Below are 13316 nucleotides of genomic sequence, written 5' to 3'. Positions count from 1 at the left end.
GCTAATGGTTAAGTACAACTTAACCTTGTTTCTTAACCATACCGATACACGGCAGATCAAGCAGCCCTGACCGTTGCGCCTTGGTGGACATAGTCGACTTGGCGGACGAGTGCGGCCACGATATCGCGCATGTCAACGGGTTCGTGTTCGGCGTCGACTACGATGGTGCAATTGATGACCGGCGGCGTTTCCGAAAGCTTACTTTCGGCGTCATGAACGCGGCTCTTCAAGCTGATTAAGGCGGAGGCGAGCAAAGCTTGGAGGCTTTTTGCCGGATTGTCGAAGCCATGTTCAGCCAGCACCAGCCGCAACGCCTCTTCGTCAATTTCGGTCTTGACCCGTTCCTTTAGTTTCTTTTCCCTCTTGATCGCCTCTTCCATGACGACTGATATCGGGTCACGTTGCGTCATGCGTTCATATGCAAACAAGTGCGGCATGCCGAAACAGCCAGTTTCAACCACGACATGCGGCGAGCCGTAGATATGGAATACGACGCCTTTCTTGAGACTGACACCGAGTTTCGCCGCAGCGGCCTTTGCTAACTGACCTACGGCGGATTCTTTATGCACTACAACCGGAATTTGCATTTCTATCACTCCTTTAAATGCGTGAATTCTGGAAAGCCAATTCATTGAAATTCCTCATTCGTATGAGGATTGAAGCGTCGATACGTTCGGATAGCGGCCAATGTTCGTACCCGTAGCCGACATAGATTTCTGCTCCCTGTTTCAGCCCGCGCAAATTGGCGGCTCTTGAAACGAGGCGAACCTTGATCCCGTCACCATCGACCCATTGAGATTTATCACCGCGACGCCTTGGTGCCGGTCGCAGCTTGAAGTCGACCTCGGCATCGTTCCGGGCAAAACTTGGTGTGCTTAGAAGATAGCGAATTGGGGCCGCAGTCATACTCGCGCGTCCTCAATTGCGTGCTGGTGGTATTCGGCCAGCCGGGCAGCGGCGGCGATACAAAGGCTTGTCGCAACAACCGTCATTGCGACGCATATCACAGGTGACCAGCGCACCAGACGGGCGCGTCGCCTCGTCCTGACTGTATCAAACGTACCGATGTAAACTTTTTCCATGGCCTTGCCTCCGATTAAGGCATCTATACATTTTGAATATTTTCTGTCAACGATTATTTTCATTTTGCAAATTTATTTACGTTTTCGTCAATTTTTGGATAAACCAGCCCGCTATTGCAAAGTCGGACATGACCGGATTTTTGCGCAAAATAATACGCATCGCCCTTGACCGCGCTGCCATTAGTGTGTATATATATACACATCAACAACGGGTGAGGAAATGGAGCGAGACAGCAGGAAGATAGTAAAAAGGCTGAAAAGCGAAGGGTTTGAATTGATATCGGTGCGGGGTTCCCACCATAAATTCAGAAAAGGGGATAAAACAGTAATTGTTCCCCACCCTAAAAAAGACCTACCGCAAGGCACGGCAAGGTCAATCGCAGAACAAGCGGGCTGGTTATGACCAGCCCGCCGGGCAACCTTTCTCCCTCACCTTTAGAAAAGCTTTGGAGGCAGATAGACTATGAAACACTACTTTGCATTAGTACACAAAGACGACGATAGCGCGTATGGCGTCCAGTTCCCGGATATTCCCGGCGTATTTTCGGCTGCGGATGAAATCAATGATATAATCAAGGAAGCCGTCGACGCGTTGCAGCTTTACGCCGAAGACGCCGAGTTGCCTGTAGCGTCGTCACATGCTGAAATCATCGCGCGCGATGATGTCAAGGCGGAGTTGGCAAAGGGAGCCTTCTTGATCTCGGTTCCCTATATCGAAGATGACTCCGCTGTTGTCCGCGCCAATATTTCGTTTGAGCGGGGCATACTAAAAGCGATTGATGCCACGGCCAAAGCTCGCGGTCTAAGCCGATCCGGATTTCTGGCGCAAGCCGCCCGGCACGAAATTGAGGCCGGGGCCTGAAGCTAACGATACGAAGATGAACATGGGCGAGCCGTTAACCCGGCTTGCCCTTTTTCATTGATCGTTTCTCTGCCTTGGCGAAAAACTCTTCAACGGCGTCACGGCATTCGCTTTCAGAGCCTTGAATTTTCAACGCCTGCAAAGGCCCCGATGTGAAGCCGCCGCAGAGATAGCGAGGCCGGAAGCCATAACGCTCGGTATCTATCCATTCTGGTGGCACCAAGAAGTTCGGCTCGCCTTCTTCGGGCTCCCGGAACCATAGCCGAAATATCGCCGCTCTTGCACCGTATCGGTTACCGTCGCCGTCCACGGCGTCAAAATCGCGGGATATCGTTTCTATCAATGCTTCGTCGCGCGCCGCGAGTTTCTTGCGATTTCGGAGTGCGGCAGGAATTGCGCGCCTTTCTCCGGCGGGCAAGTAGTCATCCATCCAGCCCCGCGCCTTGAAGATTTCGGGCTTGAAGCTGACTTCTTCTTGCTTGCTGAATCGGTCTAGCTGGTAGTCTCGTCCGAAATTGATATGAACTTCACCACTCACGGCACGATACAGTACGGTTGCCCGCCATGGCTTATTGCTGGTCCGGTAATGCCCGATAAAACCGGCGACTTCGATATCGCCGTTGTTGAACCGGCGCGCACGCGCCGAGAACCGACACCCCTGAAATAGCAGTTCCAATTCGCCGATTTCTAAACCTCCAGCGTCACGGCCTTCCGGCGTGAAAGTTTCGCTATTGATCGCGATGCTATCCATACCCGCCCCATTGTCTTCCGCTCCCCCTATACGAAATGAGAAATTGAGGATCAACCTTTAGTCAGTGTTCTCTTTTTGTTCTTGATGAATGTCAGTTTCAGGGTATACGGTCGGGGCATGAGCCGGAGAACCTACAATGACTTATTCAAACCAGATTGATGCACTCGAATTCAGGGTCGAGCAGTGGGACGACGACGATATAAGGCCGGAACAATTGCTGTCCTGCTCAACTAATGCGTTATTGGCACGCGCCGCATTTGAAGAAGCGGTGAAGTTGCGTGGTGAGCGGCGGCTATTACTGCGGCACCGGGCGCGCATCTTAGCGGAGCATGTGCCGGAACGCTTGCAGCCGAAGAAAAATGCTGCGCCGGAGCCCCGGCGCTAGAAATGGAATGCATCAGCAGGGACTAGATCGATCAACCGCAAATCTTCGGTGCCCTTTATCGGGGCATCGATGGAAATATTTTTGAATTGATCGAACATGCGATTATAGGCCGTCACAAACGGTTTGGCACATGATCCTATTTCCTCAAACAAGACGTTGCGGGAAAGGATCGCGGTTATAGCCTCGTTTGTGATATCGCGCTTGGCGTCCGCTGTGAGATAGCCCGGCAACTGTTGCGCGATGACGCGACGGGCCTCTTCCGGCTTTTCGGTGACATATTTGACGGCTTTGCTACGGGAGTACCAGCGGCGGTTATGTTCTTTGTGAGCCTCCAATTCTTTGGGCGTCCTGCCTTTCTTTTTCCGGGTCTCTTTATACTTGCGCCGTTCTTCTCTGACGGCTTCGGGATGATTTTCGCGCCAGCGACGCGCAATTGAACGGGAAGCCTTGGGGTTCTTCTTCCGCCACGTTCTCATATTGGCCGCATGCTTTGCTCGGCCCTCTTCTCCCCTGCGCTTCCTGTAATCCCGGTTATATGCGTTGTATTCCTCCCGCAATTTCGCGATTTCAGCCAAAGCATCTTCAGGTTCCAGCGTCCTAAGATATGCAAGCTTAGTTTTGGTCAGGCGCATCGGCTCCCCCGTTGATCTTTGCAAAACGTCAATGAAATAGGCGTGACCAAGCCGCCCCGGTTGATCCGGGGGTAGCGTTCCGTAGTCATAAGCATTCAGGAAACCGCCCTTCCGGGCGGAAACCGGAAGGCTTATTCTTCATTAAGTTTTTTCGCGGCGAGTTGAGCGGCTTTTTCAGTATCGAAGCGACGCGGCCATCCATTAGCGCTGACAACCCAAACGTTGTATTTGGTGTCTCTGATCAGCCAATAGCCTAATGTTTTCCTTGGTGGCAGTGCTGCAACGAACCTCATTTCTCAAGCCCCATACCAATTTGACGCTGCCCGTACTCTACTGCTTGCCGACGCGTTCCAAAGCCTTTGAAGACTTCGCCATTGACGTTAAGACACCAGTAGCGAACCATGCGAAATCCGCCGGTTTTGTAATTGTACTCACGATTTTCGTACTTCCACACTTCAACCGACTTGCTCATTTCGGGTGGCTCCCAACTCGTTTGATGCAGGAACTATACAAAATGAATAGTTTGCAGGTCAAGCAAAATATTTGCAAAACGTCAAGATTGATCGCAGGACGATGCGCAGGCGTCCAGATACCGAAGCTCCCATGTCGGATGGTATGGCGCGTCGTTGTTGTCACCATCAAGCTTGATCGTTAGGTATGCATCTTGCGCGCCGGTTATGGTGCCGTATCGTGCAGCTTTTTCCCCGGTGTATTCGACGCGGCCACCGACGCGCGCCGGAACCCGGTAATAACTCTTGATATATTCGATACTCATGACGCGGCCCCGTGTTCGGTCTTGGTATATTCCTCGACCCGCAGCACCTTGTCGGAATAGATCAAGCGACGGTTCTTGCTCGGTGTTCCGTCCTTTTTCAGCGCGAAACCATGGAAACCGGCGATGTAGTCGCAACCGGAATAGACGTTGACCCCGTCGACCAAGACGCCGTAGCGGTGATACTGGTCAAAGATAACTTTGCCTTCCATCCCCGAAGCCTCAAACAAATGGGCTTCTATGGCGCGTTGTGCCTCATGTTTCCGGTCGCGCGCGGCGGCTTCCTCCGCTCTGGCGTTGCTATAATCGGCCTGCAACTCCGATATCGATTTTGAACACTTCGGCGCGGCTGTCATGGCTGCAACCTTTCCGGCCAGTGAGTGTCGCCGCGCTTTCGTTTCACTTCGACGGCGAGGTCGTAACACTTCTTGGCATCGTCACCGGCGTCATAGACCCCTTCGCCTTCCACGGTGACTTTGGGATCGGTGCCGGTAATGGCGGCTGCAATTGCCTTGGCGTGGGAACGATGAAGCCGCCCGGAAAGTGCGGCGACCGGCGCATCAAGCTTGCCGGGCTCATGTAAGAAGCTGGCAACGGGATAGGTGATGACTTCCAAACCATTCGGGAAGGCGGAGGTCGGAACGCTTGCCCCCGCCTCTAACCGGCCATCCCGGCGCTGTTCTTCTTTTTCCAGAAGATTCTTGATGAAGGAAATTGAGAAAGCCTCTTCCCCGATGACGAGATAGTCGACACCGGCTTCATTTACTACGACGACCGCATTGGACGATTTGGCGGCTTCCGGCACGGTGGGTTTCTTATAGAAATGGTGAAATTTCCCGGCCTGATAGCCAAAGTCCTTCAATGCAAAATCGCGCAACACCTTTTTATCATGGTCATATGCCGTGACTAACCATTGCGGTTCGGGGTGCCATTCCGTGGCCCCGCGCCATAAATTGAGCGGTGTTATCGTGCGTTTTGCCGTTTCCCCTTTGTAATTGGTATAGATGATTTCGATCTGGTCGGCGGGGTCAAGGAAATCGGGATCGAACTCGCCGCAAATCGGCGCAACTGTTTCGCCTCGATCATGCAGCATCATTGCAAAATTGGCGATATCAACGGGGTCGCCCTTGGCTACGGCTCTGCGGAGCATATCGGACAGATATTCGCGGGTGCAGCGTTCTTTGTCGTACCAGCCGCTTCGTCCATTGACTCCGGCTTGCGCCATTTTCGCCAGCATGAACTTGCTGAATCTGTTGACGGCGCGGCTATCTTGCGCGGCTTCAACGGGATCATACAAACTGCGATATTCCATTGATCTTTTTCCGTGATTGTTCGCGGGGCCGGTTTCGGCGCTCATGTCCAGAAACGGGGCCTCTCCATTGATAGAAGTCATTTCGCCTGCCCTTGTGGTGCTTCGCGAATTTCAATGATCTGGTCGGGGTAGACGTGGCGGCGTTGCAATCCGGGCTTGCCATCGTTATTCAATGCGAAACCCGACAACCGGAAAACCTTCGCAGTGGTGCAGATGACGTCGCCGTCATCGGCAATGAAACCAGCGGGGCAACGCTTCGATATGATAAGCTTGCCGAGATAGCCCGACGCGCTCAAAACGGCCTTCTTGATATCGGCCCGTGCATCGATAAGGGCGGCATCTGCGGCCATCTTGGCAGATGTTGCGGCTTCGACGCGGGCCTTCAATTCATCAATTGTTGGGGATTGCATCGCTCCCCCCTGCGGCGTCACATGAAGCCGAGATTACATTGCGGTACATCGAAAGGAATGGAACCCGGAAGCCAAAAACCCTAAACCGGCAGGCTTGCCCGGCGCGCAAATAGCCGTAGAGGTCCGAACTATTGAACTTTCCGGCAAACAGCGAATCCGTATTCTCGAATGTTTCCGTTTCGGTGAAAACGAGATACTTGCTGCGAATTTCGCTGCCGGAGCCGTAAGTTATCCGTTCTTTGCCGGTTACGACGACCTCAACAACGGCTTGGGTATTGGCGTAGACGAGGTAGGAACCTGTCAAAACGGCCCCAAGAAAGGCGACTGCAACTATACCCTTCATTTCGTCACCTGTTCCGCAGGGAAGGCGTCCAGCACTTCCGAGATATGAACATTGGCGAGGCTACTACGACCACGCACCCGCGCCGCTACAACTGGAACCTTCTCGGCGATTGAGACAACAACACCGGAATGGGAACGACCGGCGCGCCTCCATTCAATAGTGCTGCCCGGCGTCAAAACCTCCCGCATCACCTTGAAGAGCTTCCGGCGGGCTTTGCGCTCTTGAAGATGCGCGTTGAACAATGCGGAGTGCTGCAAATCAGAAATTGACATATCGCAAATCCTTTCTTCGCATAACCATACAAAATGAATAGTCACTTTGCAATACGTCAATTCCGTCGCGCGTCCGGGTGCCGAAGGCGTATAGAAAAATACAGAACCCCTTTTTAAGTGCTGCGACCTCTATGAAATCGGGTGTATGTCCGCATACATCAAGAAAATAGAGAAAAAATAGGGGCAAAAAATCAATCTAACTCATTGATATTGCTAGATATCTATTTTTGTATGAAATTCTCGGCCCAAGAGAGAGATATAAGCGCATATGTGATGCGCGCCCTGCATATGCGTGCATATGCGTGTCTATATATTATTATATCTTCCTTTAAAAAATAGAAATATAGATATGTAGTAAAATCAATGGTTTAGCGTGTATTTTTGGTTGTATTTTTTTCAGAATGAAAAATACACGGCAAAAAAACATACAGTGTTGACGTTTTGGCAATTCCAGCGCTTAATCCGACCAAATCTGTTTGAAGGCCCCGAAGAGGATGCGATACGATGACGAAAGTTCTCATTACCCGGAATATGACCGTCACGAATGGGCGCGGATCGGCTGAAGCTTTCACGAAATCCGAGGAACCGCTTACTATCGGTATCGAACTCGATTTCGAGACCTACAGACGTTTGAAGCGTGCCGGGGCGGCTGTTCCAGTTGTTGAAACAGGTATCGCAGCGCTACATGACGATCCGACCAGCGAGCCCGAAGGTGAAGGCTCCGGGCGTGCCGCAGAGCTTGGTACTATGACCAAGGCCCAACTGTTCGCCTATACCGACCAGAACGATATCGCTGCGCCGACGAATGCGAACAAAGCCGAGCTTATCAAGCTTATCATCGCTCATGAAGAGTTGAATGGCTGACAATCTCGAAATCAAGGCCAAGCTAGACTCGGCCCAAGCAAAGGCCCTGATGCAAAAGCTATCGGGGCCTCGCATGTATCAAGCGCTATCCGTTGCGGTAAATGACTCGGCCCGGCAGGTCGAACGGAAAGCGGAAAGCATCGTTGCGAAAACGCTATCCATACCGTTGAAGCGCGCAAGGCTTGGTATCTGGATTAGACCTTTTTCCACACCGCAGACCTTGACCGCTGTTATCAAGGGTTCGGGTTCGGTTATTCCCCTCAAGGCGTTCAAGGCCAAGGAAGACGGCGACGGCGTCACCGCAAAGATTTGGGGGCAAACGCTTCATCATCCCGGAGCCTTCATCTACGGCGGGCCTCTTGGCGACCATAACCGTGCATTGGGTATGGGCGGGCACGTCTTCCATCGTCCCGGCAAGACATGGGTGCAGGGAAAAAGAGGAAAGATTGAGAAAGCGAAGGGTGCCGCGATAGCCGAAGCCATGGCACAAGACGCGGTATCACGTGCAAATGAGAGCTATGCCATTGAAAGGCTTGAGGCCAACGTACTTCGTCAGCTTGATCGTTATTCCCGCAATCGCGGCGGCAAATCCTGATACTTCAATTTATTTGATGCATCCTAGTTCAGTGGTAATTGACGACCACATTGCGCACCACTGTACCAAAGTCAAAAATGTGAATGATTTCAATCAGTTATCGGATCAAAAGGTACTTCCCCACCGGTCCAGGGTGCGGGGGACGCGGCCGCGCAGGCTTTTTCTAGTGATAGGAAAATCAATTTTGCTTATGCATAATTTCGCGGGCACCCCGACGACGAAAAAGCCCCGGAGTTCCGGGACTTTCATCTTCTGGCGTAATGAGAAAATAGGCGCGGCGTCAGGCTTGCTTGCGCAGAACTTCCCGGCCCGCTTCGGTTATCGTCAGCTTGGTAAAGTCCGCGCCGATTCCTGCGATATACTCCGACCGGATCAAGCCGAATTGAATTAAGCGTCGCTCGCTGCCCCGATAGAAAAATCGCGGTTCCTCGTATCGGCTCCCGTCAGGGATTTGCCGGAGCCGGTTCAAGTCTCGCTCCCTCATGCTTCTGCGCCCCCCAGAATGGCGCGGGCTTCTCGCAGTTCCCCAATCCTTACGATAATCTGCACCGTGTCAGCATCACGCCATTCCGTCGCTTCAACGACGCGTTCTTTGGCATGGGCGGCAAACGGCTCAAGCGCCTTTTCAGCAGCCGCGAGCTTGGCTTCAAGGGTATCCCGCCGCGCTCGAACCTTGCCGATCTCTTGCAATAGCTCGCGGTTAGCGTCCTCCAGTTCTTCAATTATTGGGTCCTCATGCTTAATCCGCGCTGCCTGCGCCGCGTTGTCGGCCTTCAAGGCAAGGTAGTCGTCGGACATACGATCAACGACCTCCGAAAGCTGCTTTGCAGCAATATCGCGCTCGCGTCTGATTTCCGCCGCCAATAGCTCCACAGCCTGCGAGCGGTCGCAGAGTTCGCGGGTTTCGTATCCAAGGTGTCTAACGAAGGCGGGGGTTGGGCTGTATTTCCATTTTTTGCCGTCGAGGTATAAACACCCTTCCGTCACCAGTCCCGTATCTGTAGCGGCAGGTGCGGGGCGGGTGTTCCAGCGCTTGGTAATTATGCTGCGTTGATGTTCCTCCGCGATACGTAGAGAAACCATTGCGGTCGAATACTCCATGTGTAAGCCGCACGGTTCGCACCAAATCGCGGCTTTGATATCCGTGAATTTCGATGACGGCGGGCGGCGGCACAACGGGCACGGTTCTAGCTCGCTCATGCTTCCGCACCCTTCATCTTGATAACATACAGCGTTGGCGCACCTTTTGCCCGGATGCAAGCGATTTCGCGACCAAGGGGGGCCATCTGCTTTCGAAGCGTACCAGCGATGTAACCGCGAATTGTGTGACGCTGCCAGCCCGTCGCCGCTTCCAACTCGGCTTGGGTAGCCCCGTTTTCGCGCCTCAAAAGATCAAGCAGAATTTTTTTCTTATTGATCTTTTCTAGCTTCGGGGTCGGGTTCGCCTTTTCCGCTTCGATACGTTCCCTGCGTTCCGCGCGGCGGGCCTCGATCTCTTCGGCGCTGGATGCTTTACGCGGTGGCAGACTGGACAACGCCGCCGCATAATCCACGATGACAGGGGAAGGCTTCGTTTCTTCATTGGCACGTATTGCGCGGCCCAATATTTGAGGGGTGACGACTACGGTATCGGCCTGCACGTCCGCCGCAGCGATAACGGGCTCGGCCTTTTCGATATCGTTTTCGTCGTCGTCATTCGTCATCACACAAGTAGCCCGGACTTCGGCCATAACGGCGCGGTACTCTTCACCGACGATTGTAAGTGCTGGATACCACTCGCGGGCACCTTCGGAAACTGGCACCGGCTCCGCAGCAACATACATCGCTGGATACTTCGACGCGATACCGCGCGCAAACCGTTTGGCGTTGCTCTTGACGTTGTAGCTCTTCATGGTCTTTCCCTTTCTGTAGATTGACAATTTGCAAATACTATCCCATCAAATATGCAAAATGTATAGAGGAAAAGGATCATGCGCGCCAAATATTTTCATTTCGTCAATATCGGTGCATTGTCGCTAAACCTCTTCGAACGAATTGAGCGGTCATGAGCGGTATGGTTGGAAGCCCTCCCGAACATCTTGGCGATAAAGAACGTCTGCTTTGGGAAGCTTTGGCAAGCCCCGATGCATGGGGCGGCATCCTCACGGTTTGCGACCGGGCGTTGCTTGAACAATATTGCATATTGGCGGTTCGGAAGGCGAAGGCGGACGAAGAGGCCGAAGATAATGAAGTCGTCATGGGCGCGCAGGGACCGAAGGTAAACCCTTGGCTGACGATATCCGACAAGTGCTGGACCGAAATGCTTAAGATCGCCGACCAGATCGGCGGGACGCCGAAGAGCCGTCGCCGCATGAGCGAGGCACCCGGCGACGCATCAGCCCCGGATGAAGAAGCCGAGGAAGATAGCCAGCAGGGCGAAACAGTTGACCTAAACCAAATCGTTCAAGACGCGATGCACCGTGCCGGGGTGCATTGATGGCATCGGGTATTTCGATACGAGAAGCGGCGCGCCGCCTCGGTTTGGCCGAAAATTCGGTTCGCAACCGGATTCGGAATGGCAAGCTATCTAAATCGGTCTTGCCGGACGGGACTATTGATCCCGATACCTTCGAAGAAGAGTTTCACAACGGCACCGATATTTCGAAGCAAAGAGGGAACCGGGGCAAGGCCGCGAAGCCGCCACCGAAGGAAGCCGGGCGCTTCGCCGCGATGAAAGAGGCGAAGCTTGCCATTGAACTGCAATCCGCAAAAATTGAGCTTGATATAAAGAACGGCCAGCTTGTGTCGCGCGATGATGCGGCCCGTGCCGTGCGCGATTTAATGCGTGCCTTTCGCGACAACATGCTGAATTTCGCGGCCCGACATGGGCCGGATATCGCGGATCGCTTCGCCCTTCCTGTTGGCGAGTTTGTCGGCGTTCTGGAAGCTGAAATCAGAAACGCCCTCAATTCATTCGCTGACGCGAAGTCCCCTTACAAAGATGAGGGGAGTCAGGATTGACGTTTCAATCACGGCAAACCGAATTCCTAGACGGCTATTCTTTTTTGATAGGCGAAGGCTTGGACGCCGTTCGCCCGGACCCTCCCTATACCGTTTCGCAATGGGCCGACAAGAACCGCGTCTTGTCATCGGTTTCGTCTGCGGAGCCCGGCGACTGGCGAACGTCGCGGACCCCATACCTTCGCGAAATCATGGACAATCTGTCCGCCTATTCTCCGGTGCGCGAACAAGCCGTCATGAAGGGCGTCCAGATCGGCATGTCGGAAGCCGGTTTCAACTTCGTCGGCTACACCATCCACCATGCACCCGGCCCGATGATGTACGTCATGCCGTCGCTGGACATGGCGAAGAAGTTTTCGAAAACCCGTATCGATCCCATGATCGAAGCAAGCCCGGCACTATCGGCTAAAATCCGACCGGCCCGGTCCCGCGACTCCGGCAATACGATTTTCTCAAAAGAATATGACGGTGGCGTCTTCGTCCTGACAGGTGCCAACTCGGAATCCGGGTTGCGTGGCCTGCCAGTCAAAGCATTGGTGCTTGACGAAGTCGACGGCTATCCCGAAAGCGCGGAGGAATCCGGCGACCCGGTATCCCTTGCCATTGACCGAACTTCGGCGTTCTCGGCGCGCCGCAAGATTTTCATGTTGTCGACACCGCTGTTGAAAGCGTCAAGCCGCATCGGCAAAGCTTTCCGCGAAGGTGACCAGCGATATTACAACGTGAAGTGCGAGAAGTGCGGGAAGCTCCAACCTATCACGTGGGACAAGATCAAGTGGGAACCGGGAAAGCCGGAAACCGCAGTATTTGTATGCTTGGAAACCGTGGACAAGAAAACCGGGGAGATTTCGGGCTGCGGTCACCGACACCCCAACCATCGAAAAAAGCACCTGCTTGCCGAAGAAAATGGGGCGAAGTGGGTTCCTACTGCCGAGGCAAAGCGACCGAATTACCGCAGCTATCACCTTAGCGCGCTCTATTCGCCTTGGTATTCATGGGAGGAATGCGCCATTCGCTTCCTCGCCGCAAAGGAAGACCCTGCCCTGTTGCAAACATTCGTCAATAACGTGCTTGGCGAAGAATGGGACGATACCACGGGTGAAACAGTAGACCCGGATTCACTCTTTGCGAAACGTGAGGACTTCACGGCGGAGCCGTTGCCGGACGGTGTCGCGTTGCTGACCATGGGCGTCGACGTCCAGCCCGACCGTTTGGAAGCGGAACTTATCGGTTGGGGGAAAGACGAAGAGTCATGGAGCGTGGACTATCAAGTCATTCCGGGCGACCCTTCGGAGCTTGAAGTATGGGAACAGCTTGACGATTATCTGCAACGTCGGTTCGAACATCCCGCCTTTCCCGATGGTATGGCGATTGCTGCCGCCTGTATCGATACCGGCGGCGCAAACACCCAAGACGCCTACCGCTTTATCAGGCCGCGCGAGGGCCGACGCATATGGGGTATCAAGGGCTATGCTGGAAAGCGCCCGGTTTGGCCCAAGAAGCCGAGCCGTAACAATAAAGGCAGGATCAATCTTTACGCAATCGGGGTCGATAGCGCGAAGGAGGTTATCACGGCGAGGCTTCGAAAAACGGGGCCCGATGCGCGCGGTGCCGGTGCGTGCCATTTTCCGACCGACCGTGACCGGGATTATTTCGAACAGTTAACAGCGGAGCGCAAGAAAACGCGCTTCGTCAAAGGCTTCAAGATTGTCGAATGGTGGAAACCGGACAAAGCGCGCAACGAAGCGTTGGACTGCCGCGTCTATGGTTATGCCGCGCTTCAGGGCCTTATTATTGGTGGGATCAACTTGAATAAGCGTGCCGCCAGCATCGCGGAACGCCTCGTCGAGCTTCGCGGCTTTCAAAAACAGGAACCCGAAGAGGCCCCGGCAGAGACAGGCGGGGAGCCCGCCCCGGCAGAGGCGGACGCGGCAGCTTCGCCGGAACCGGAAATGACAGAAAAGCCGCGCGGTGTAATAAAACCCAAGAAGCGGAAGCGACGCGGTGTCGTCGCAAGTCCATACATGGGTTAGGTC

Annotated in this window: 22 protein-coding genes; 8 read left to right on the top strand and 14 right to left on the bottom strand. The window is 53.8% G+C overall.

From position 1 onward, the window contains the following. Window positions 1–56: 56 nt before the first annotated feature. The 3 genes from F9K91_RS05065 to F9K91_RS05055 are packed head-to-tail and all read right to left on the bottom strand — an operon-like array spanning window position 57 to window position 1082. Window positions 57–632: a hypothetical protein gene (locus F9K91_RS05065; protein WP_151677337.1), complete on the bottom strand. Its 576-nt coding sequence runs from the start codon at window positions 630–632 to the stop codon at window positions 57–59. Further along, complete coding sequence (locus F9K91_RS05060) at window positions 601–906, bottom strand: hypothetical protein (protein WP_151677336.1); 306 nt, start codon at window positions 904–906, stop codon at window positions 601–603. Before F9K91_RS05060 ends, F9K91_RS05065 begins: the two co-directional genes overlap by 32 nt. Further along, the gene (locus tag F9K91_RS05055; RefSeq protein WP_151677335.1) at window positions 903–1082 is read right to left on the bottom strand and encodes a hypothetical protein; all 180 of its coding nucleotides are present in this window, start codon (window positions 1080–1082) and stop codon (window positions 903–905) included. The genes F9K91_RS05060 and F9K91_RS05055 overlap by 4 nt, the downstream gene beginning before the upstream one ends. A 220-nt stretch (window positions 1083–1302) precedes the next feature. On the opposite strand from F9K91_RS05055, the gene F9K91_RS05050 reads away from it, so the two are divergent. Together F9K91_RS05050 and F9K91_RS05045 are read left to right on the top strand one after the other, a co-directional pair. Beyond that, entirely contained in the window at window positions 1303–1485 is a 183-nt protein-coding gene (locus tag F9K91_RS05050) for a type II toxin-antitoxin system HicA family toxin (RefSeq protein ID WP_151677334.1), read from the top strand. Between the two features lie 60 nt (window positions 1486–1545). Continuing rightward, window positions 1546–1944 carry a type II toxin-antitoxin system HicB family antitoxin gene (locus tag F9K91_RS05045; RefSeq protein WP_151677333.1) on the top strand — a complete coding sequence of 133 codons (399 nt, stop codon included), beginning with the start codon at window positions 1546–1548 and terminating at the stop codon, window positions 1942–1944. A 34-nt stretch (window positions 1945–1978) separates the two neighbouring features. On the opposite strand, the gene F9K91_RS05040 is transcribed toward F9K91_RS05045, so the two are convergent. Further along, window positions 1979–2695, bottom strand: a complete 717-nt coding sequence (locus tag F9K91_RS05040) for a hypothetical protein (protein WP_151677332.1) — start codon at window positions 2693–2695, stop codon at window positions 1979–1981. A 136-nt stretch (window positions 2696–2831) separates the two neighbouring features. On the opposite strand from F9K91_RS05040, the gene F9K91_RS05035 reads away from it, so the two are divergent. Next, complete coding sequence (locus F9K91_RS05035) at window positions 2832–3080, top strand: hypothetical protein (RefSeq protein ID WP_151677331.1); 249 nt, start codon at window positions 2832–2834, stop codon at window positions 3078–3080. Here the strand turns inward: F9K91_RS05035 and F9K91_RS05030 are convergent. The 8 genes from F9K91_RS05030 to F9K91_RS04990 all read right to left on the bottom strand — a co-directional run bounded on the left by F9K91_RS05030 (window position 3077) and on the right by F9K91_RS04990 (window position 6821). Continuing rightward, complete coding sequence (locus tag F9K91_RS05030) at window positions 3077–3712, bottom strand: hypothetical protein (protein WP_151677330.1); 636 nt, start codon at window positions 3710–3712, stop codon at window positions 3077–3079. The genes F9K91_RS05035 and F9K91_RS05030 overlap by 4 nt on opposite strands. Window positions 3713–4001: 289 nt before the next feature. Then, window positions 4002–4184, bottom strand: coding sequence for a hypothetical protein (locus F9K91_RS05025; protein WP_151677329.1), 183 nt, complete (start codon window positions 4182–4184; stop codon window positions 4002–4004). A gap of 81 nt (window positions 4185–4265) precedes the next feature. Further along, complete coding sequence (locus F9K91_RS05020; protein WP_151677328.1) at window positions 4266–4487, bottom strand: hypothetical protein; 222 nt, start codon at window positions 4485–4487, stop codon at window positions 4266–4268. Continuing rightward, window positions 4484–4840, bottom strand: a complete 357-nt coding sequence (locus tag F9K91_RS05015; protein ID WP_151677327.1) for a hypothetical protein — start codon at window positions 4838–4840, stop codon at window positions 4484–4486. The genes F9K91_RS05020 and F9K91_RS05015 overlap by 4 nt, the downstream gene beginning before the upstream one ends. Then, entirely contained in the window at window positions 4837–5877 is a 1041-nt protein-coding gene (locus F9K91_RS26160; RefSeq protein WP_208852676.1) for a hypothetical protein, read from the bottom strand. Before F9K91_RS26160 ends, F9K91_RS05015 begins: the two co-directional genes overlap by 4 nt. After that, entirely contained in the window at window positions 5874–6206 is a 333-nt protein-coding gene (locus tag F9K91_RS05000; RefSeq protein ID WP_151677326.1) for a hypothetical protein, read from the bottom strand. The genes F9K91_RS26160 and F9K91_RS05000 overlap by 4 nt, the downstream gene beginning before the upstream one ends. Next, window positions 6187–6549: a hypothetical protein gene (locus tag F9K91_RS04995; protein WP_151677325.1), complete on the bottom strand. Its 363-nt coding sequence runs from the start codon at window positions 6547–6549 to the stop codon at window positions 6187–6189. Before F9K91_RS04995 ends, F9K91_RS05000 begins: the two co-directional genes overlap by 20 nt. After that, window positions 6546–6821, bottom strand: coding sequence for a hypothetical protein (locus tag F9K91_RS04990; protein ID WP_151677324.1), 276 nt, complete (start codon window positions 6819–6821; stop codon window positions 6546–6548). Before F9K91_RS04990 ends, F9K91_RS04995 begins: the two co-directional genes overlap by 4 nt. A gap of 504 nt (window positions 6822–7325) precedes the next feature. Between F9K91_RS04990 and F9K91_RS04985 the strand changes: the two genes are divergently transcribed. Next, window positions 7326–7685: a hypothetical protein gene (locus F9K91_RS04985; RefSeq protein WP_151677323.1), complete on the top strand. Its 360-nt coding sequence runs from the start codon at window positions 7326–7328 to the stop codon at window positions 7683–7685. After that, window positions 7678–8280: a hypothetical protein gene (locus tag F9K91_RS04980; protein ID WP_151677322.1), complete on the top strand. Its 603-nt coding sequence runs from the start codon at window positions 7678–7680 to the stop codon at window positions 8278–8280. The genes F9K91_RS04985 and F9K91_RS04980 overlap by 8 nt, the downstream gene beginning before the upstream one ends. A 480-nt stretch (window positions 8281–8760) precedes the next feature. On the opposite strand, the gene F9K91_RS04975 is transcribed toward F9K91_RS04980, so the two are convergent. Together F9K91_RS04975 and F9K91_RS04970 are read right to left on the bottom strand one after the other, a co-directional pair. Continuing rightward, window positions 8761–9480: a Lar family restriction alleviation protein gene (locus F9K91_RS04975; protein ID WP_151677321.1), complete on the bottom strand. Its 720-nt coding sequence runs from the start codon at window positions 9478–9480 to the stop codon at window positions 8761–8763. Further along, on the bottom strand, window positions 9477–10172 hold the full coding sequence (locus F9K91_RS04970) for a DUF3489 domain-containing protein (RefSeq protein ID WP_235912774.1): 696 nt from the start codon (window positions 10170–10172) through the stop codon (window positions 9477–9479). Before F9K91_RS04970 ends, F9K91_RS04975 begins: the two co-directional genes overlap by 4 nt. Window positions 10173–10324: 152 nt before the next feature. Here F9K91_RS04970 and F9K91_RS04965 point away from each other — a divergent pair, with 152 nt between their 5' ends. Genes F9K91_RS04965 through F9K91_RS04955 form a run of 3 tightly spaced genes read left to right on the top strand, consistent with a single transcriptional unit; the run spans window position 10325 to window position 13313 of the window. Next, window positions 10325–10756, top strand: coding sequence for a phage terminase small subunit P27 family (locus F9K91_RS04965; protein WP_151677320.1), 432 nt, complete (start codon window positions 10325–10327; stop codon window positions 10754–10756). Continuing rightward, on the top strand, window positions 10756–11280 hold the full coding sequence (locus tag F9K91_RS04960) for a hypothetical protein (protein WP_151677319.1): 525 nt from the start codon (window positions 10756–10758) through the stop codon (window positions 11278–11280). Before F9K91_RS04965 ends, F9K91_RS04960 begins: the two co-directional genes overlap by 1 nt. Window positions 11281–11339: 59 nt before the next feature. Next, window positions 11340–13313, top strand: coding sequence for a phage terminase large subunit family protein (locus tag F9K91_RS04955; RefSeq protein WP_235912773.1), 1974 nt, complete (start codon window positions 11340–11342; stop codon window positions 13311–13313). The last annotated feature ends 3 nt before the right edge of the window (window positions 13314–13316 follow it).

Origin of the sequence: Brucella tritici, assembly GCF_008932295.1 — a bacterium.
Classification (GTDB): domain Bacteria; phylum Pseudomonadota; class Alphaproteobacteria; order Rhizobiales; family Rhizobiaceae; genus Brucella; species Brucella tritici.
Note: the sequence above shows the minus strand (reverse complement) of the source record. Positions and strands in the feature narration are given on the sequence as shown.